Annotated in this window: 22 protein-coding genes and 1 pseudogene; 11 read left to right on the top strand and 12 right to left on the bottom strand. The window is 55.2% G+C overall.

The features are described 5' to 3' along the window. Positions 1 to 122: 122 nt before the first annotated feature. The gene (locus O1721_RS13835) at positions 123 to 245 is read right to left on the bottom strand and encodes a hypothetical protein (RefSeq protein WP_254909560.1); all 123 of its coding nucleotides are present in this window, start codon (positions 243 to 245) and stop codon (positions 123 to 125) included. 276 nt (positions 246 to 521) lie between these two features. Beyond that, positions 522 to 650, bottom strand: a pseudogene (locus O1721_RS13830) (YdcA family protein); the annotation flags it as partial. A gap of 344 nt (positions 651 to 994) precedes the next feature. On the opposite strand from O1721_RS13830, the gene O1721_RS13825 reads away from it, so the two are divergent. Then, positions 995 to 2,590, top strand: a complete 1,596-nt coding sequence (locus tag O1721_RS13825) for an FAD-NAD(P)-binding protein (protein ID WP_032648112.1) — start codon at positions 995 to 997, stop codon at positions 2,588 to 2,590. A gap of 28 nt (positions 2,591 to 2,618) precedes the next feature. On the opposite strand, the gene O1721_RS13820 is transcribed toward O1721_RS13825, so the two are convergent. Further along, positions 2,619 to 3,254, bottom strand: coding sequence for a carbonic anhydrase (locus O1721_RS13820; protein WP_015570694.1), 636 nt, complete (start codon positions 3,252 to 3,254; stop codon positions 2,619 to 2,621). 72 nt (positions 3,255 to 3,326) lie between these two features. After that, positions 3,327 to 4,109 carry an MBL fold metallo-hydrolase gene (locus O1721_RS13815; protein WP_032648110.1) on the bottom strand — a complete coding sequence of 261 codons (783 nt, stop codon included), beginning with the start codon at positions 4,107 to 4,109 and terminating at the stop codon, positions 3,327 to 3,329. Between the two features lie 125 nt (positions 4,110 to 4,234). On the opposite strand from O1721_RS13815, the gene O1721_RS13810 reads away from it, so the two are divergent. Continuing rightward, complete coding sequence (locus O1721_RS13810) at positions 4,235 to 4,375, top strand: hypothetical protein (RefSeq protein WP_032648108.1); 141 nt, start codon at positions 4,235 to 4,237, stop codon at positions 4,373 to 4,375. A 59-nt stretch (positions 4,376 to 4,434) separates the two neighbouring features. On the opposite strand, the gene O1721_RS13805 is transcribed toward O1721_RS13810, so the two are convergent. Both O1721_RS13805 and O1721_RS13800 read right to left on the bottom strand, forming a co-directional pair. Then, positions 4,435 to 5,841 carry a DUF1996 domain-containing protein gene (locus O1721_RS13805; RefSeq protein WP_032648106.1) on the bottom strand — a complete coding sequence of 469 codons (1,407 nt, stop codon included), beginning with the start codon at positions 5,839 to 5,841 and terminating at the stop codon, positions 4,435 to 4,437. A 144-nt stretch (positions 5,842 to 5,985) separates the two neighbouring features. Beyond that, positions 5,986 to 6,153, bottom strand: coding sequence for a hypothetical protein (locus O1721_RS13800; RefSeq protein ID WP_032648103.1), 168 nt, complete (start codon positions 6,151 to 6,153; stop codon positions 5,986 to 5,988). A gap of 245 nt (positions 6,154 to 6,398) precedes the next feature. Between O1721_RS13800 and O1721_RS13795 the strand changes: the two genes are divergently transcribed. From O1721_RS13795 to O1721_RS13780, 4 genes are read left to right on the top strand one after another with little or no spacing between them, the layout of a single operon-like run. Then, positions 6,399 to 7,229, top strand: a complete 831-nt coding sequence (locus O1721_RS13795) for an ABC transporter substrate-binding protein (RefSeq protein WP_045324865.1) — start codon at positions 6,399 to 6,401, stop codon at positions 7,227 to 7,229. Position 7,230: 1 nt separating this feature from the next. Continuing rightward, positions 7,231 to 8,046, top strand: coding sequence for an amino acid ABC transporter ATP-binding protein (locus O1721_RS13790; protein WP_032648101.1), 816 nt, complete (start codon positions 7,231 to 7,233; stop codon positions 8,044 to 8,046). Beyond that, on the top strand, positions 8,046 to 8,792 hold the full coding sequence (locus O1721_RS13785; protein WP_032648100.1) for an amino acid ABC transporter permease: 747 nt from the start codon (positions 8,046 to 8,048) through the stop codon (positions 8,790 to 8,792). The genes O1721_RS13790 and O1721_RS13785 overlap by 1 nt, the downstream gene beginning before the upstream one ends. Next, on the top strand, positions 8,776 to 9,462 hold the full coding sequence (locus tag O1721_RS13780; protein WP_015570700.1) for an amino acid ABC transporter permease: 687 nt from the start codon (positions 8,776 to 8,778) through the stop codon (positions 9,460 to 9,462). The genes O1721_RS13785 and O1721_RS13780 overlap by 17 nt, the downstream gene beginning before the upstream one ends. Here the strand turns inward: O1721_RS13780 and fumD are convergent. The 4 genes from fumD to O1721_RS13760 all read right to left on the bottom strand — a co-directional run bounded on the left by fumD (position 9,443) and on the right by O1721_RS13760 (position 12,280). After that, positions 9,443 to 9,652, bottom strand: coding sequence for a fumarate hydratase FumD (gene fumD, locus O1721_RS13775; protein ID WP_003857676.1), 210 nt, complete (start codon positions 9,650 to 9,652; stop codon positions 9,443 to 9,445). The genes O1721_RS13780 and fumD overlap by 20 nt on opposite strands. Positions 9,653 to 9,760: 108 nt before the next feature. Then, entirely contained in the window at positions 9,761 to 10,573 is an 813-nt protein-coding gene (locus tag O1721_RS13770; protein ID WP_003857677.1) for a MetQ/NlpA family ABC transporter substrate-binding protein, read from the bottom strand. A 23-nt stretch (positions 10,574 to 10,596) separates the two neighbouring features. Then, positions 10,597 to 11,265 (bottom strand): methionine ABC transporter permease, encoded by a 669-nt coding sequence (locus tag O1721_RS13765; protein ID WP_017384621.1) that lies wholly within the window; start codon positions 11,263 to 11,265, stop codon positions 10,597 to 10,599. Further along, a complete protein-coding gene (locus O1721_RS13760) occupies positions 11,258 to 12,280 on the bottom strand; it encodes a methionine ABC transporter ATP-binding protein (protein WP_032648098.1) in 1,023 nt (340 codons plus the stop codon). Before O1721_RS13760 ends, O1721_RS13765 begins: the two co-directional genes overlap by 8 nt. Positions 12,281 to 12,679: 399 nt before the next feature. Here O1721_RS13760 and O1721_RS13755 point away from each other — a divergent pair, with 399 nt between their 5' ends. The 5 genes from O1721_RS13755 (at position 12,680) to lpp (ending at position 17,557) form a co-directional block, all read left to right on the top strand. Then, complete coding sequence (locus O1721_RS13755; RefSeq protein ID WP_032648096.1) at positions 12,680 to 14,050, top strand: pyridoxal-phosphate dependent enzyme; 1,371 nt, start codon at positions 12,680 to 12,682, stop codon at positions 14,048 to 14,050. Positions 14,051 to 14,063: 13 nt separating this feature from the next. Beyond that, the gene (locus O1721_RS13750; RefSeq protein WP_032648094.1) at positions 14,064 to 15,209 is read left to right on the top strand and encodes a trans-sulfuration enzyme family protein; all 1,146 of its coding nucleotides are present in this window, start codon (positions 14,064 to 14,066) and stop codon (positions 15,207 to 15,209) included. Positions 15,210 to 15,282: 73 nt separating this feature from the next. Beyond that, complete coding sequence (ynhH, locus tag O1721_RS13745; protein ID WP_418249934.1) at positions 15,283 to 15,579, top strand: protein YnhH; 297 nt, start codon at positions 15,283 to 15,285, stop codon at positions 15,577 to 15,579. 7 nt (positions 15,580 to 15,586) lie between these two features. Continuing rightward, a complete protein-coding gene (gene pykF, locus O1721_RS13740) occupies positions 15,587 to 17,008 on the top strand; it encodes a pyruvate kinase PykF (RefSeq protein ID WP_003857687.1) in 1,422 nt (473 codons plus the stop codon). A 312-nt stretch (positions 17,009 to 17,320) separates the two neighbouring features. Then, positions 17,321 to 17,557 (top strand): murein lipoprotein Lpp, encoded by a 237-nt coding sequence (gene lpp / locus O1721_RS13735; protein ID WP_001082307.1) that lies wholly within the window; start codon positions 17,321 to 17,323, stop codon positions 17,555 to 17,557. Positions 17,558 to 17,617: 60 nt separating this feature from the next. Here lpp and ldtE read toward each other — a convergent pair whose 3' ends face one another. Together ldtE and sufE are read right to left on the bottom strand one after the other, a co-directional pair. Further along, the gene (gene ldtE, locus O1721_RS13730; protein ID WP_032648093.1) at positions 17,618 to 18,631 is read right to left on the bottom strand and encodes a L,D-transpeptidase LdtE; all 1,014 of its coding nucleotides are present in this window, start codon (positions 18,629 to 18,631) and stop codon (positions 17,618 to 17,620) included. 97 nt (positions 18,632 to 18,728) lie between these two features. Further along, positions 18,729 to 19,145 carry a cysteine desulfuration protein SufE gene (gene sufE, locus O1721_RS13725; protein WP_015570705.1) on the bottom strand — a complete coding sequence of 139 codons (417 nt, stop codon included), beginning with the start codon at positions 19,143 to 19,145 and terminating at the stop codon, positions 18,729 to 18,731. Between the last annotated feature and the right edge of the window lie 3 nt (positions 19,146 to 19,148).

Raw genomic sequence — 19,148 nt, 5'->3', positions numbered from 1 at the left:
CAGTATCCGCCCGAAAAAGATCGTTTTTTGAGCGATGCGTGCGCATCCATCTGCCAGTGTTCACATTTCAGGAACGACAAAACTCTTCTGCCCTGGTCATAATTTTCCCTCCCTTTTATCAATCATGCAGAAAACATAAACGCCAGCCATGCAGTAAGTTCGCCATGTAGCCGGAAGGTGCGAACGGCATGCTTTAATGCCAGACGCTGTAACAGGTCGCCCAGCGCGTTCAGGTGGGTTTCCACCTGCAAGCGTCTTATCAGTTCGAATAACAGACAAAGAACGTTTACACTGGCGGATTAATACTGATTTCCTGAACAAACGGGTAAATGGGTGAATCCGGGCTTGTTGGCCATATAGAGAAGGGCGCATGTAGGTTGCCGCGGTTGTGTATCGAACTGCGCATTGTTTTCTACAACACGCTGCTCCTGGCCTTTCACGGCTGTTTTCTTTTTCGTCTGCGCTTGCCTGGCGGAGGGGGAGGGTTTTACCTGCCGGGGCAGTTCGGAGGCACCATAACCTGAACAGAATCGCTTCGACTGGCTCAGACTTCCGTCATTGCAGACAAAACGACCATCCGATGTACAGTGTGCTATGCCATCTTTTGAGCCCGAGCAGGGCTGTCTTCCACGGGCGGCATCAGCCTGCATGTTAAAAAGTACACTGACCGTAAGATGGAGAATTCTCCTGATAAAATCAGCTGGTTCTCCTCACTGACGCTGTGCAGGTCAAGCCCGCCGGCGAAGTTACCGTACTTTTTAACCCCCATCACATACAGATAATCGTTAAACCTGGGACCAAACAGTCTTTCCTTTCAGAAATCAGGCAGAATCATATCTAATCAGCCAGGGTCAATTGAATTGACCTTCCCATAAGTTCAGGAAGGGGCGCAACATCCCCTCTTCAAAACGTCTTAATTTTTTCCTTCATTGAATGATTTAACCTTTCTCCTGCTACGCTTATTTTATGGTTCAGAAATGCAGGAACGCTTTCGATGAAAAAAATCGCCATTATCGGCTCAGGTCCAACAGGGATTTATACCTTTTACTCACTTCTTAACAACGCAGCACCGCTTTCGATCACCGTGTTCGAAAAGGCAGACCAACCCGGTGTCGGGATGCCCTACAGCGACGAGGATAATTCCCGGCTGATGCTGGCGAACATCGCCAGTATCGAAATTCCGCCCATTTTTATTACCTATCTCGACTGGCTCAAACAGCAGAGTGCGGCCCATCTTGCCCGCTATAACGTCGATAGTGAGAAACTGCACGACCGGCAATTCCTGCCGCGTATTCTGTTGGGTGAATATTTTCACGATCGGTTTCTTGCCGTCGTTGCTGAGGCGAAAAAGTCTGGCTTTCATGTCGAGGTGCACCCCAACGCAGAAGTCACGGATATTAAGGCTGATGCAGACGGCGTGGCCCTTTCAGTGAACGATGCCCCTTTCTCAAGGCGGTTTGATCTTGCGGTTGTTGCCACCGGCCACGTCTGGCCTGATGAAGATGAAACCACCCGCGCATATTTCCCAAGCCCATGGTCAGGGCTGATGGACGCGGAGATCCGAGCCTGTGAGGTGGGGATCATGGGTACTTCCCTCAGCGGGCTGGACGCTGCAATGGCGGTTGTGATGCAGCATGGCCGGTTTAGCGGGGAGCAGTTCGTTGTCAATAAAGGCAGCGAAGGGCTAAAAATCACGCTGATGTCCCGCACGGGCGTTCTGCCGGAGGCCGACTTTTACTGCCCTATCCCTTATGAACCGCTGTCCGTGTTAACGGAGTCTGTGGCGGAAAGTGAAATCGCCAAAGGCCCGGACGGGCTGCTTGACCGCATCTTTGCGCTGATGGTGAAAGAGCTCGAGCTGGCCGATCCGCGCTGGTGCCAGGCGATATCGCTCGTTACGCTGAATGCCGACACGCTTCGTGATGTCTGGTTTGAGGATCGTAAAAAGCATGGCCCTTTCACCTGGGCCGAAGCGAATCTGAAAGAAGTGGAGCGCAACAAGCGCGAAAAACGCACCGTTGCCTGGCGCTATACCGTGCTTCGTCTGCATGAAGTGGTTCAGGCCATCGTCCCTTCACTCAGTGAGCGTGACAGAGAGCGGTTTAAATCCGGTCTGGAGCGTGTGTTTATCGATAATTATGCCGCCATTCCACCGCAGTCTATCCGCCGTTTACTGGCGCTGCGCGAGGCAGGGATCATTAGCGTGGTCGCACTCGGTGATAATTACGACCTGGATATCGGCAGCGATCAGACCGTCATCACCACGGCAGAAAAGCGTTACCGCTTCGACGTGTTTATTGATGCGCGCGGGCAAAAGCCACTCAGAAACAAGGACATTCCCTTCCCCACCCTGCGTAAACAGCTTGCGGAAACCGGCGATGACGTCCCGGACGTGGGGGAAGACTATACGTTGCTGGCGCCTGCATCACTGCGGGGGCGCATCGCTTTTGGGGCGATCCCCTGGCTGATGCACGATCATCCCTTTGTTCAGGGTTTGTCTGAGTGCGCTGAAATTGGTAAAGCGATGGCGAAAGCGGCTGGAAAACCTGCGACAGGCGTGCGAAGGAAGTTACCATTCATGGAATTTTAACAGAGCTTCCCTGCCCTGCGGGGTCGGGTTACTCGAAGAAGACGTCCGGGTTTTCCGACAGCGACACGAACGATTTAGTGTTCTTGTCCAGGGCAAGGATTTTGCCGCTTTCAATGTCATATACCCAGCCGTGCAGGCGAATGGCGTTGTTGCGCAGGCCTACCGCCACCGACGGATGGGTCTTGATATTGCTCAGCTGCGCAAAGACGTTCTCCTGCACCATCGCATTCACTTTATCGATTGGCTTATCCCAGGTTTTCTTCTCAACCACCGCTTTTGCCGCATCAGAATAGCGCAGCCAGTGGGAAACGGCCGGCATCGGCTCCAGATCGGCGTTGTCAGCAATCGCCTTCATTGCGCCGCAGTTGGAGTGGCCGCAAATAACGATATCGGTCACGCCCAGGGCAACAACAGCATATTCGATGGTCGCAGAGACACCGCCAGGCTCCGGCCCGAACGGAGGCACAATGTTGCCCGCGTTTCGAATGACAAAGAGCTGTCCTGGCTCCTGTTGCGTAACCAGTTCCGGAACCAGACGGCTGTCGGAGCAGGAGATGAACAGCGCTTTGGGATTCTGACTGGACGCTAAACTACGAAAAAGCTCTTTACGTTGCGGGAAAATCTCTTTTTGAAAGCTGAGAAAACCTTCAATGATATGTTGCATAGCCATTTCTCTTTTATCTGTTTTAATTTAGGTATGATCGCGATCACACTCGTAAAATTTAACCACCGCGCCTTAGCGGAGACAAGCAATATATTTCTGGCCCGACCGCTGCACGATCTCATCCGCGTTCGCCAGGATGTTCTGCCCTTCAAAGGCCCCGTACAGGCGCTGGTACGTTTTCCCTGTCAGTCGGCCAATCACCGACTCAACGGTGCGGGCAGGCAGCGGCAGCATATTCGGATAACTCCACATAAACGACACGGCGTCCTTACCGGGCGTAACCTGCAAAATATCACCGGCCAGCAGCACGCCGTCGCCTGACTGCCAGTGCAGCACCGTGCCGCCTGCAAAATGCCCGCCCAGCCGCAGAAGAGTCACCAAAGGCATAATCTCCAGGGCGTCCTCCTCCCAGAAGCGTATCGCCGGGCTGTCACGCATCACCCACTGCCGATCGCTGGCGTGCAGGTAGATCGGTGCGTTAAACGCCGCGGCCCACTCTTGCATGGTGGTGTAGTAATGCGGGTGCGAAATCGCGATCGCGCTGATCCCCCCGAGCGCGTCAACTAACGCTCTGGTCGCCGGGTCAAGATTGGCGATGCAGTCCCACAGAACATTGCCCTGTGGCGTACGCAGCAGAAGCGCCCGCTGGTTGATGGCAAAAGAGGGAACAGTTTTGATGCTGAACAGCTGCGGCTCCAGCTGTTGCCATTTGTTGGTGTGCGTGGTCGTAAGGCTGTCGAAGTCCGTCCATGTCTGGCCCGTCACCGGGACATACTGGCGCTCATCGTCGCAAATCGGGCAGTTTTTGGGCTGTTCATCGTAAGCGGTACCGCAGGTTTTACAGAGTGTAATCATCGGCTTTCCTCAGCAATAAAGCACTGAGTATGGCAGGGATTATCCATATGTGCTGAGGGGTGCCTGGCCCGCTTTTTTTGACTTATACTGTGCCAGTATCAAAAACTGAATAACGCAGGTGGCACATGGAAATTGATCTCGATAACTTAGTCTTTAACGGGCTGGATGAAGCAGAAGAGCGCAACGCGGAACGTCTCGACGATGCGGATAAAAAAGCCCAGGCGATTGTCGCCGATAACGACTGCGGCGATGCCTGCAAGATCTGAAGAAAAAGCACCGGGCTCCTCGGTGCTTTTTTTTTATGAATGCCTTTTGCTACCCGCTATCAGATCTCCGGCGTTTTGCTAAACCCGGTCAGCATCAGGATCAGGCTTTGGGGAGATGACCCCGTCTCAAACTGATAGTGATTTCCCTGACGATCGCCGCCGATATACCACGAAATGTCGGTTTTCCCTTCTGCCAGCGCCTTGCGCACCGCTTTATCCACGTCCACCATCCGGTATTCGCGGGAGTGGTTCAGGTACAGCACCGCATCCGAGCGATAGTTGCAGGACGGTCGTGACTGCCAGCTCACGGTGGCCGGTTCCCAGTCGTTACTCGCCGGATAGAAGAAGATTTGATCCGCGCCGTCAGTTTCCACTTTCCCGCCATAAATTCTCACGCGGTATTTAAACTGGGCAGGATCCTGTCCGGCAGGCAGCGGAGGAATGTTGAACTTCACCAGCGACAATGTTTCGCTGTTTTTCGTGCGTCCACCGTTCTTCCAGTTATCCTGCACCAGTAAGACCTGGGGATCGGGCTGTGAAAGTGCGGGTTCCATGCTGCTGAGCCAGACGTTGGCCTTCGCTTTTGAATAACCATACGGTACGGTGGTGCCGCAATCCATTCCGCGGTTCATGCACAGGTCGGTCATAAAGCGCGCGGCATCTTCCGTCCAGCCGTTCATGAAGTCAGCATGCGCCGTATACAGGCTCCCCCACCGCTCTTCACGCTCACTGCCATGCATGATGGGGTCGAGGGAAAGCTGGACTTTGCTGGTATCCAGAGAGCTAATGGTCGGAAGCACGTATGCAATATTCATGTTCACCGTCGGGATCTTCACCGGGAAGGCGGACGGACATTGTCCTTTCGTATCGTAGGTGGCGTTAGCCAGGCCGTGGGCGGGCTTCAGGTTGACCCCGTCCCAGCAGTTCGGGAACTGAATGCCGATATTAAACTGCACCGCATCCTTCGCCTTGCGTAAGCCGCAGACTTCACCCGTTCTGGTGGTGTAGCCCTTGCCGTTGGCGCATAAAAAGGTGATATGCGGATTTGGCGCAGTGCCGTGGTGATCGCCCGCCAGCAGCGACAGCCCCGCCGGGAACGGGTGCAGCGGCCAGGCGTCAACGTTCGATGCCTGATAATAGGTTTTTTGATAGGCGGGTTTGACCACCGTTCCGTCCGGTAATTTTAGCGACGGAGCCCAGTAGGCCGAGCTGTCTGCTTTGTTATCGCAGGTGGTCTTTTCCTGGGCACGCAGCGATTCACGGCTGGAGTAAGCATCCGTGTGCACGTTACCAAAAAAATCGTGCAGCATAGCCTCGTTGGGCATGCCGAACATCATAATGGCATCATCGCCGAGGGTGTGGGAATAACTGCATACAACATGCGCCTGTGGACCAGCGTGTGCCGCCTGCATGGCAAGCAGAAGTGCGGTGGCAGAAAGCGCGGGGGTTAATACTGTCCGTTTCATTATCATCTCCATCTGTGAAAGGAGATAGTGGTAACAAAACGGCCATCATTTACCGAGGATTAGCCTGGGTATTTTTCCCCTCATCCTCCCTTTACAGACACCACGCACAGCTCATTCCAGTACATTTCGCGCGTCCGGCGCAGTTCAGCGTGACGTTTTATCATGGAACCACTCCGGGTCGATGTTGGCTACGTCCACGCCATACAGGCTGGCGACAGGCAGTATTGACTCAAGAACACGTTGCGCGCTGTTCTCCGCATTCATTGGTCGGGGCGCAAAAAACCGCCGTAACGTGCTTATCCATTTTTTCATCGTCATTACCCCTCTTGCTTAACCTGTACTCAGTTAAACACCCAAATTGCGCCGGGGGGAAATATCAAAATCCACTGTCGATGTGCAGGATCTGCAAATAGCGCCCCGCCGTCTGCTCTCTTCTTTAACACCTTGTTCACTCATGCTTTTTTTCTCATAGCAAAGAACGATTTCTTATTTGGCGATAGCTTTCCCTTATGGGAGCGTAACGGGGTAAAACAAAAACAACGGGATGGCGTATGACTATGGCTGCAAAAATGAAAGGGTTTAAAAAACGGGCGCAGGTTCTGGGATTAGTGGCAGCCTGGGGCCTGGTTTCAGCGCAGGCGCAGGCCGATCGGCTGGCGGATATCAAGGCAGCAGGCGTGGTGAAAGTGGCCACGTTTGATGCTAATCCACCCTTTGGCTCGATTGATGCCAAAACGCATGAGATCGTGGGTTACGACGTGGACTTCGCCAAAGCGCTGGCGAAATCGCTCGGCGTCAAGCTTGAACTGGTCGCCACTAATCCGGCTAACCGTATTCCGCTGCTACAGTCCGGAAAAGCGGATCTCATCGTGGCGGATATCACCATCACTCCGGAACGCGCACAGGTCATTGATTTTTCGACGCCTTACTTTGTCACCGGTCAGCAGTTCCTGGTTCCGGCAAAATCACCGGACAAGCTTGATGACTATAGCCGGGCACGCATTGGCGCCGTAAAAGGTACGACGGGTGAACAGGCGCTGCACCAGCGTTTTCCGCAGTCCCGCGTCCTCTCTTACGATGATATCCCGCTGGCGCTGACGGCGCTGCGCAATGGCAACGTGCAGGCCATTACCCAGGACAGCACCATTCTGGCCGGTCTGCTGGCGCAGGCGCCGGATAAAGCCGACTTCAAAATCCTGCCCGACCTGCTCAGTAAAGAAGAGATTGGCGTGGGGGTGAAAAAGGGTGAGACGGCGCTGCTGAAAGCCGTTAACGATGAGCTGGTAAACCTGGAGAAAAACGGCCAGGCGGCAAAAATCTATGACGTCTGGTTCGGTCCAGGCACCCCTGCTCCACAGCCTCGTAACTTTAAAATAGAAGCCCGGTAATATGCTCTCAGGTTTATTTTCACACTCCGCGGCCAATGCCGCGGATTTTTCACGTCTGGAACAGGCCAGCGTTGAGTTTCGCCATGTGGACAAACGCTACGGCGACCATCCGGTTTTAACCGACATTAACCTCACCATCATGCCGGGTGAAGTGGTTGCCATTCTCGGCCCTTCGGGTTCCGGAAAATCGACCCTGATTCGGCTTATCAACCAGCTTGAGAGCCTGAGCGGCGGGGAGATTCTGATCGACCACAAGCCGACCGGACAGCTTTCCGGCAGCAGGCTACGTCAGTTACGCAGCCGCGTCGGGTTTGTGTTCCAGCAGTTCAATCTCTATGCCCACCTTACCGCCAGTCAGAACATCACCCTGGCACTTGAGCACGTTCACGGCTGGAAACCCCTGCCCGCCCAGGAGCGCGCGCTGGCGCTGCTGGAGAAGGTCGGCATGCTGGAGAAGGCGCACCGCTATCCTGCTGAACTTTCCGGCGGACAGCAGCAGCGCGTGGCGATTGCCCGTGCTCTGGCCTCGTCGCCGCAAATCATTCTCTTTGACGAGCCGACGTCGGCACTCGACCCGGAGATGATTGGCGAAGTGCTGTTGGTGATGAAAACCCTTGCGCACAGCGGGATCACCATGATTGTCGTCACCCATGAGATGCAGTTCGCCCGGGAAATTGCCGATCGAATCGTCTTTATCGACGGTGGACACATTCTGGAAACCGCGCCCCCGGCGCAATTTTTCAACCAACCGTCGCATCCGCGTGCGAGGCGGTTCCTGCAAAAAGTGCTGGATCCGCTGCATCAGGAGCAACCGTAATGCCCGCTCTGGACTGGCAGGGGGTGCTGGCCGGACAGCCCCTGCACTGGATCCTTTCCGGATTTCTCACCACTCTGTGGGTGACGCTGGCGGGGATTATGCTGGCCAGCCTGCTCGCCTTGTTCTTTATGCTTTTGCGGCTTTCCGGGGGACGTTTCGGGACAGTGATCGTCAGCGGCTGGGTATCGCTGTTTCGCAATACGCCGCTGCTGGTACAGCTGCTGTTCTGGTATTTCGCCGCCTGGAACGGGTTGCCGCAGGGGCTGCGTGACGCGGTGAACGCAGACCACAGCTGGTCCATTCTGCCCGGTGACGTCTGGTGGTTTACGCCCGAGTTTTTATGCTCCGCCTGGGGGTTAGGCGTCTTTACCTCGGCGTTTTTAATCGAAGAAGTGGAATCGGGACTGCGTTCCGTGCCTGCCGGGCAACGGGAGGCGGCGCTCGCCCAGGGATTTTCCTCATGGCGTCTGTTTCGCTACATTCTTCTGCCACAGGGACTCGCTAACGCCTGGCAGCCCGTCGTTGGCCAGTACCTTAACCTGATGAAGCTCTCCTCGCTCGCGAGCGGGATTGGCTTCGCCGAACTGACCTACCAGGTTCGACAGATAGAAAGTTACAACGCCCATGCACTGGAAGCCTTTACCGTCGGTACGGTGCTCTACTTGCTTACCGGGATAGTGACGGGAAGCGTGCTGGTGCGCCTCGGCCCCCATTCAGGGAGGAAAAATCATGATCCCCGGATTTAACGTTATTGTCGAAAACCTGGACTATCTGCTTTGGGGACGTGCGGCTGCGGGAGAACCCGGCGGCGTACTGCTCTCACTGCTGATGGCCGCAGGCGCCGCCGCGCTTGCCCTGCCCGGCGGGATTGTGCTGGCTTGCGTCGCCTGGCGCTATCCCGGCGTGGTGCGCAGTGCGCTGTTTGCGTGGGCAGAGTTGATTCGCGGGATCCCCCTGATCTTCGTGATATTCTGGATGTGGTATCTGCTGCCACTGATAACCGGCAGGGATCTCCCGGGCGCGACGACCGTCACGCTGGCGCTGGCCTGGTTTACCGCGGCTGCGGTGATGCATTCGGTGTTAGCCGGACTGAGAGCCCTGCCGTCGGGCCAGAATGAGGCCGCGCTTTCTCAAGGGTTCAGTACGCAGCAAACGCTGTGGCGCGTGCTGCTGCCGCAGGCGCTGAGAAATATTCTGCCGTCGCTGGTGGGGATTTTTATCAGCCTGCTGAAGGATACGTCGCTGGCGTTTATCGTGAACGTTCCTGAACTGACCACGGTGGCGGGACAGATCAACAACCGGGTGCAAATTTACCCGGCGGCCATTTTTATCTTCACGGGTGTGATCTATTACCTGCTCTGCTGCTCGCTTGAGCTGCTCGCGAAGCGCTGGCGAGTTAGCCGGCCAGCGCTTTAACCACCGTTTCCATCGCTTTGGTGGTCAACTCACTGCGCTTAACGCGCTGGTTCGCCAGCGCGGTACGCAGAACGCCCGCAATGACAATATGTTTCGGCTCCTGCCCTAAATCACGCATTTCGAGAACGACCTTGCCTACCACCCGACACATCTCCTGGTAAAGCGCTTCGTCTTTGGTCACATTGCCCATTGCCATCACTCCGTTGCCCTAAACCGTCAGCTTAAATCATTCGTCGGCTGGATACAAAAAAGAAGCCCGGCGTGTTGTTCGCCGGGCTTCGTCTGGAAAATCAGGAGTTTAGTTGTTTACCGGGATGACCGCTCCTTTGTATTTGGTGCGGATCCAGTCCTGAATCTCTTTGGAGTGCAGCACGTTCACCAGCGCGACGATATCCTTCTTCTTCTCGTCACCGCGATGAACGGTAATGATGTTGGCGTACGGGTTATTCTCACCGCTTTCAACCGCAATTGGATCGTGCACCGGATCCAGACCGGCATCAATTGCGTAGTTGGCGTTGATCACCACCGCAGCACCTTCGTCGTTGTTGTACATCTGCGGCAGCAGAGATGCCTCAACGTTAGGGGTGAATTGCAGCTTTTTCGGGTTCTCCACGATATCGCTGATGCGCGCGGTCACTTTATCGATGCCTGGCTTCAGCTTGATCACGCCCTCTTTTTCGAAGATGGAGAGAATACGCCCTTCCTCGGACACCGCATCACGCATGATGATTTTGCCGCCTTCCGGCAGATCCTTCAGCGATTTGTATTTTTTCGAATAGATACCGATCGGCTCAATGTGGATTGCGCCCGCACTGACAAAATCATAATCCTTATCGCCCGCGTGATCTTTCAGGACGCTGTTCAGGTAAGGGATGTGCTGGAAATAGTTGGCGTCAATGTCATGCCCCGCCAGCGCCGTGTTTGGCAGAATGTAGTCCTGGAATGGTTTAATCTCCAGATCGATCCCCTGCTTCGCCAGAATCGGCTTAGCCTGCTCCAGAATTTCCGCGTGCGGGGTGTTGGACGCCCCCACGGTGAGCGTGTCCGCCCAGGAGGCAAAGCTCAGGGCACTCAGGGTTGCGGCGGCGATCAGTGTCAGTGTCTTTTTCATGATGTGGTTCCTGTGTGTATTTATTAGCGTTTATCTAACAGTGAAGTAATGGCATCGCCGCAGAACTGGATAATGAACACGATGATCAGAATGGTCACCGTTGCCACCAGCGTGACGTCACCATGGTTGCGCTGGAATCCTTCCAGATAAGCCAGATTTCCCAAACCGCCGGCACCTATCACCCCTGCCATTGCGCTGTAGCTCACCAGCGCAATCAGCGTCACCGTCATACCTGAAACCAGTGCGGGTGAAGATTCCGGCAATAAAACCCGAAACACTAACGTGCTCAGCCGCGCGCCCATCGAGCGCGTGGCCTCAATGACTCCTTTGTCTACTTCTCGCAAGGCAATCTCGACCAGACGGGCGTAGAACGGTGCCGCGCCCACAATCAGGGCGGGCAGCGCAGCGTTAGCGCCAAGAATGGTCCCCACAACGGTCTTGGTGAACGGGATCAGCAGAACGATAAGAATGATGAACGGAATCGAGCGGAACACGTTCACCACAATCGACATCACGCTGTAGACCGTGCGGTTGTGGAATAACCCGCCGCGGGCGGTTAAAAACAGCGCCAGACCGAGCGCGATCCCCAGGACAAACGTTGCCACGCCGGAAAGCGCGGTCATGTAAAGCGTCTCCTGGGTTGCAGCCCAAAGCTGATCCCACTTCAGGTGCGGAAAGAGTTCTTCAGCCATGCTTGATTACCTCGCCTTCAATATCGCTTTGCTTCAGGTCGGCGAGGATATTGTTCAGTTGTTCGTCCGATGCCACCACGTGCACCCAGAGCTGCCCGAAAACACCGTGGGCGGTTTGCGTCATTTTGCCGTGCAGGATGTTAAACGGCAGGCCGTAGCGCAGGGTTAGTTCACCGACGATCGGCCTGTGCGTGCTGTGCCCGGTGAAGGTCAGCCTGATCACCGTGCCTTCCAGATCGTTTGCCAGTTCGGTATTGAAGGTCTCTTCCTCCACGTACTGGCTCACCTGGCGGACAAACTGCCGGGTGATCGGCTGCTGCGGATGCGTAAACACGCTCAGCACGTCCCCCTCTTCCACCACCTTGCCGTTTTCCATCACCGCCACGCGGTCGCAGATTTTGCGCACCACGTGCATCTCATGCGTAATGAGTACGATGGTCAGGTTAAAGCGACGGTTAATATCCAGGAGCAGATCGAGGATCTGATCGGTGGTCTGCGGATCCAGCGCCGAGGTGGCTTCGTCACACAGCAGTACGTCCGGATGATTGGCCAGCGCGCGGGCAATGCCCACACGCTGTTTTTGCCCGCCGCTCAGCTGCGACGGGTAAGCATTCTCGCGCCCCTTCAGGCCGACCAGCTCCACCAGTTCGGCAACGCGAGCCTGAATTTGCGCTTTTGGTACACCGGCAATTTGCATTGAAAAGGCGATGTTTTCCTTCACCGTGCGCGACCAGAGCAGATTAAAGTGCTGGAACACCATGCTGATTTTCAGGCGTGCCTGACGCAGCGCTTCTCCTTTCGCGGCGGAGATATCCTGGCCGTTAATGGTGACGCTGCCGACGCTGGGCTTTTCCAGACCGTTCAGCAGACGGATCAGCGTACTTTTCCCGGCCCCGCTGTAACCGATGATCCCGTAAATCTGTCCCTGCTCTATCGTCAGGTTGACGTTATCAACGGCTGTCAGCGCCTGTTTCCCGTTGTCAAAAACCTTCGAAATATTGCTGAGTACGATCATTCTTATTTCTTATCCGTTTCGCATATAGCGGTTTAGCAGTATGGATGTCCAAAAGATAGTAAACAGCCGTTATCAGCTTTTAAATGACCAAAAAAGAATTTCTTATAATTCTGCGGAATAAGCAGCGAACTCGCGGGTGAAAAGCATTTAGATGAATATCAGCAATAATTATCTGCCATTTGCATATCAGGTCTCACTCACCCGACGAAATCGGCTAATTTTGCAGCACTTTATGCGGATATAGCCATCCTCACATCCGGACAACTTTACGTCTTGCTGTCTTTCCATCTGAAAACACAAGGATTATTCCTTTCCGTTCTAAAACGCAGTGAAACGTTCTTTATTGAGAAAATTTCATGGTTCTATCATCCGGTCATCACCTCTTCACAGGACATGACCATGACGCTTTACCACTCCGTCACCGAACTGATTGGCCGCACGCCGCTCATCCAGCTGCACAAACTGGATACCGGCCCCTGCTCGCTGTTTCTGAAGCTGGAAAACCAGAATCCCGGCGGCTCGATTAAAGACCGCGTCGCGCTGTCGATGATTAACGAAGCCGAGCGTACGGGCCAGCTACGGCCCGGCGGCACCATTATTGAAGCCACGGCGGGGAACACCGGTCTGGGGCTGGCATTGATTGCGGCGCAGAAGGGCTACTCGCTGATCCTGGTGGTGCCGGACAAAATGAGCCGCGAGAAGATTTTCCACCTGCGGGCGTTAGGGGCGCAGGTCGTGCTGACCCGCTCGGATGTGAATAAAGGGCATCCGGCCTACTACCAGGATTATGCCCGGCGGCTGGCGAACGAACTGCCAGGCGCGTTTTATATCGACCAGTTCAATAACGCGGCCAATCCGCTGGCGCACCGCACCACTACCGCACCGGAACTGTTTGAGCAGCTTGACGGCCAGATCGATGCCATCGTCGTCGGCGTGGGGTCCGGCGGTACGCTGGGCGGCTTACAGGCGTGGTTTGCAGAACATTCGCCGCAGACGGAATTTGTGCTTGCCGATCCGGCCGGGTCGGTGCTGGCGGACCAGGTTGAGACCGGACGCCATCACGATGCCGGATCGTGGCTGGTTGAGGGGATTGGCGAAGACTTTATCCCTCCGCTGGCGCACATCGAAGGGGTTAACCGCGCCTGGCGCATTACCGATCGCGAGGCGTTCACCACCGCCCGCGATCTGCTAAAAACGGAAGGGATCCTGGCAGGCTCCTCCACCGGCACGCTGCTGGCGGCGGCGCTGAAATATTGCCAGGCGCAGACTACGCCAAAGCGTGTGGTCACCTTCGCCTGCGACAGCGGCAATAAATACCTCTCGAAGATGTTCAACGACGACTGGATGCGTCAGCAGGGGCTGATTTCGCGTCCGCAGGCAGGCGATCTCTCGGACTATATTGCCCTGCGCCACGATGAAGGCGCGACGGTGACTGCCGCCCCGGACGACACGCTTTCCACCGTACTGGCCCGCATGCGCCTGTACGACATCTCCCAGCGGCCGGTGCTCGATAACGACAAGGTCGTCGGCATCATCGACGAGTGGGACCTGCTGCGACACATCGGGGGAGATGCCGATCGCTTCTCACTCCCCGTGACGGCAGCCATGACGCGTCAGGTCGAATATCTGGATAAGCAGGCCCCGGAGAGCGCCCTGTACGCCATCTTTGACCGTGGCCTGGTGGCGATTATTTATGACGCAGATCGCTTTCTGGGTCTGATCACCCGCAGTGACGTACTCACCGCCTGGCGTAACCGCCTGACGAAATAAAAAGGAGCAAAAGATGAAAAACCTGGCCACCCTCAGCGTTCACAGCGGTGAGTATCACGACCCGCACGGCGCCGTGATGCCGCCGATTTACGCCACGTCGACGTTTGCGCAACCGGCACCGGGTGAACATACCGGCTACGAATACTCCCGGAGCGGCAACCCAACCCGCCACGCGCTGGAGACCGCCATCGCCGAACTGGAAGGCGGCACGCGCGGGTACGCCTTCGCGTCAGGGCTGGCGGCCATTTCCACCGTGCTCGAACTGCTGGATAAAGACAGCCATATCGTCGCCATTGACGACGTGTATGGCGGTACGTATCGCCTGATCGAAAACGTGCGCAAACGCAGCACCGGGTTACAGGTGAGCTGGGTTAAGCCGGACGATGTAGCCGGACTTGAGGCCGCCATTCGCCCGGACACCCGCATGATCTGGGTGGAAACGCCGACGAACCCGCTGCTGAAACTGGCCGACCTGGAGGCCATCGCGGACATTGCCCGGCGCCATAATGCGATCAGCGTGGCGGATAATACCTTCGCCTCCCCGGTCATTCACCGGCCGCTGGAGGCGGGGTTCGACATAGTGGTCCACTCCGCCACTAAATATCTCAACGGTCATTCAGACGTGGTTGCCGGGCTGGCTGTTGTCGGGGCGAACAAGGATCTCGCGGAGCGTCTGGGCTATCTGCAAAACGCGGTTGGCGGCGTTCTGGATCCGTTCAGCAGCTTCCTGACGCTGCGGGGGATCCGCACCCTCTCACTGCGCGTTGAGAAGCACAGCGCCAACGCGCTGGCGATTGCGCAATGGCTGGAGCAGCATCCGCAGGTAGACCGCGTGTTCTATCCCGGGCTGGCGTCACATCCCCAGTATGCGCTGGCCCGCAGACAAATGGCGCTGCCGGGCGGCATGATCTCCGTTGTGATTAAAGGCGATGCGCAACGCGCGACAGAGGTGATCCGGCATCTTACGCTCTTTACCCTGGCGGAAAGCCTGGGCGGCGTGGAGAGTCTGGTGAGCCAGCCCTACAGCATGACCCACGCCTCCATTCCACTGGCGCAGCGTCTTGCGAACGGCATTGTGCCGCAGCTTATCCGCCTGTCGGTGGGGATTGAGGATGCGAAGGATCTGATCGCCGACCTTCAACAGGCGCTGGAAAAGTGAGCAAAAAACGGCGGGCATTGCGCCTGCCGTCATAAGATGACATTAGGCCTTAACGCCTTGATAACAAACTTATGTGAATCTGCACAGATTGTTTTTGAAACGCTGTTTCCATTTTCCTTTTAACTGTAAATCAGCGTATAATGCGCGCCAAATCCCTGGTGAATGGTTTCAGCGCTTGGAATACAAAAAACAACGTACAACTTCTCCTCTCCTTCGTTGGGCTGGCACTCAGGCACACTTTCTTCTGCACGCTCATTTGATGTCACCTATTCTTAGTGCGTGTCATATACTCTTTCGCAACACAGGTTTGACTCCGCGGCGGTGCGCCCCCGGAGCGAGATTTCCATATCCTTCCCAACTTAAAGACTAAGACTGTCATGAAAAAGACGAAAATTGTTTGTACTATCGGCCCGAAAACCGAATCCGAAGAGATGCTGAGCAAAATGCTGGACGCCGGCATGAACGTGATGCGTCTGAACTTCTCCCACGGCGACTATGCTGAACACGGTCAGCGTATCCAGAACTTGCGCAACGTGATGAGCAAGACCGGGAAAAAAGCGGCGATCCTGCTCGACACCAAAGGTCCTGAAATCCGCACCATCAAACTGGAAGGCGGTAACGACGTTTCCCTGAAAGCGGGCCAGACCTTCACCTTCACCACCGACAAATCCGTTGTAGGTAACAACGAAATTGTTGCTGTGACCTATGAAGGCTTCACCAGCGACCTGTCCGTTGGCAACACCGTGCTGGTGGATGACGGCCTGATCGGCATGGAAGTGACCGCGATCGAAGGCAACAAGGTTATCTGTAAAGTGCTGAACAACGGCGATCTGGGCGAAAACAAAGGCGTTAACCTGCCGGGTGTGTCCATTGCACTGCCAGCGCTGGCTGAAAAAGACAAACAAGACCTGATCTTCGGCTGCGAACAAGGCGTGGACTTCGTTGCTGCCTCCTTTATCCGTAAACGTTCTGACGTGGTTGAGATCCGTGAGCACCTGAAAGCGCACGGCGGCGAAAACATCCAGATCATCTCCAAGATCGAAAACCAGGAAGGCCTGAACAACTTCGACGAAATCCTCGAAGCGTCTGACGGTATCATGGTTGCGCGTGGCGACCTGGGCGTTGAAATCCCGGTTGAAGAAGTGATCTTCGCGCAGAAGATGATGATCGAGAAATGTGTTCGCGCGCGTAAAGTGGTTATCACCGCAACGCAGATGCTGGACTCCATGATCAAAAACCCACGCCCTACCCGCGCTGAAGCAGGCGACGTGGCGAACGCCATCCTCGACGGTACCGATGCCGTTATGCTGTCTGGCGAATCTGCAAAAGGGAAATACCCTCTGGAAGCGGTCAGCATTATGGCGACCATCTGTGAGCGTACCGACCGCGTGATGAAAAGCCGTCTGGATTACAACAACGACAGCCGTAAACTGCGCATCACCGAAGCCGTGTGCCGTGGTGCGGTAGAAACCGCTGAAAAACTGGAAGCCCCGCTGATTGTCGTGGCGACCCAGGGTGGTAAATCTGCGCGTGCCGTGCGTAAATACTTCCCGGATGCGACCATTCTGGCGCTGACCACCAACGAAACCACCGCGCGTCAGCTGGTGCTGAGCAAAGGCGTTATCCCACACCTGGTGAAAGAGATTGCCTCTACCGATGATTTCTATCGTCTGGGTAAAGAAGTGGCGCTGGAACTGGTTGATTGTGGCCTGGCTCAGAAAGGCGACGTGGTGGTTATGGTTTCTGGCGCGCTGGTTCCAAGCGGCACCACCAACACTGCATCTGTCCACGTGCTGTAATATTTCACGAACAAATTATTGTTTTGTTAAAAAGCGTCCTTCGGGGCGCTTTTTTTATTCCCGCCTTTAACCAGAACTATTCAAAAAGCAAATCGGGTTTTTCTATTTAATCGCGATTTATCTAAGATGAATCCGATGAAAAATGCCTTTTTTAACATAGCTTTTTCGTCAAAATTGCCGATTTCGTTGCTTCTTTGAGCGAACGATCAAAAATAGGCGTAATCCCATCAAAAAAATATTCTCAACCCAAAAAACTTTGTGTAATACTTGTAACGCTACATGGAGATTAACTCAATCTAGAGGGTATTAATAATGAATCGTACTAAACTGGTACTGGGCGCGGTAATCCTGGGTTCTACTCTGCTGGCAGGTTGCTCCAGCAACGCTAAAATCGATCAGCTGTCTTCTGACGTTCAGACTCTGAACGCTAAAGTTGACCAGCTGAGCAACGACGTGAACGCAATGCGTTCCGACGTTCAGGCTGCTAAAGACGACGCAGCTCGCGCTAACCAGCGTCTGGACAACCAGGCTACTAAATACCGTAAGTAATAGTACCTGTTAATAAAATGGCGCACATTGTGCGCCATTTTTTTTGCCTTCGTCAAACCTCTACTGAAGCGCTTTCTCTCCCTCGCCTTCCGCCACCGCCGCTGAGACACGACTGTTCTGTACCGACAGGACAGAATTGCTGGCTGAAGAACCACTGCCTGCTGACACGGCAACCGGGATCCCCGCTCTGCGCGCCAGGGCCTTGTCGATTTGCGTTTTATCGCTACCTGACTCCGCTGCAAAGGCGGTAAACGCCGCCGAGTGCGTGAACGGCACCGTCTGTGGGTTTTCGCCCTCAGCCTGCGCCAGCGGCCTGTGCACCTCGATATAACGTTTGCCGTCCGGCTCGACGGAGAACTTCACCGGCTCATTGATGATCTGCACCCGCGTGCCGACGCGCACTTGCTCAAACAACGCTTTGATATCGGGCGCGTTCATCCGCATACAACCCGAGCTGACCCGCAGCCCTACGCTGTCCGGCGCGCTGGTGCCGTGAATAAGATATTCCCCATTCCCGATACCCAGACGAAGCGCAAAGCGCCCCAGCGGGTTATTTGGCCCTGCGGGTACCACAGGCGGCAGTTTAATGCCCTGGGCCAGTGAGCGTGCTCTGATGCCCGCTGTGGGGGTCCAGGTAGGGTTAGGGATTTTCTGACTCACACGGGTGGTGCTGACCGGTGTTTCCAGCCCAAGCTGACCAATACCCAGCGGATAGACCTGCACGATATTTTCGCCAGGCGGATAGAAGTAAAGACGCAGCTCCGCCAGATTCACCACAATGCCCTCACGCTCGGTGTCCGGCAGTAGCATCTGGGAAGGGATGGTAATGACCGTTCCTGGCGCAGGGTTCACCGGAGCAATGGTATTATTGGTTTCAAGGATCAGCTGTGCGGCGGTATTAAAGCGACGAGCGATAGACTGAAGTTTATTGTCACCTTCCTGAATGGTGTATGTCTGGTTTTGCCCAATCAGGCGGCTGCCTGCGGGCGGTAAAGGATAATCAACCGCCCAGGCTGAATTAACAGCACTGAGCGAACCAAGGAGTAATAGAGTTATTAGAGATGCGCGCTTCATGCTGAGATTCCTTATTCACTGACCAAACGTCAGAAAGCTGAAAAACCAGCGAGGTGGAAACCACCTCGCGAAACAGAATGAATGCTGTTCTGTCAGTTTAGCTAAGGATTGCGGCTTTGGCGCGTATGGCGCGGATCATCGCTTCCAGTCCCTGGGATCGGGACGGGGTGAGGTGCTGGGTTAAGGCCATTTTTTCAAACCACGGGCGAACGTCAAAGGCGACAATATCCTGCGCCGACATCTGGTGATAAAGAATAAATACGACGGCAATAAGCCCCTTCACAATGGCGGCATCGCTGTCACCCTGTAATTGAATTACGCCTTCGTCCGTCTGCTGCATCAGGATCCAGACCTGGCTCTGGCAGCCCTGAATGATGTTGTCCGGGTTATGCGCCTCTTCGCTGAGCGGCGGCAGGCGCTGACCCAGCTCGATGATATAAAGGTATTTCTCTTCCCAGTTTGCGCAACGCCCAAAGTTGCGCAGCAATTTATCTCTGTCCGGCAAATCTGCCATCTC

The sequence above is a fragment of the Enterobacter cloacae complex sp. HYC033_NIDB genome (assembly GCF_056673335.1).
The sequence above is the reverse complement of the archived record's forward strand: the minus strand, read 5'-3'. Positions and strand labels throughout refer to the sequence as shown.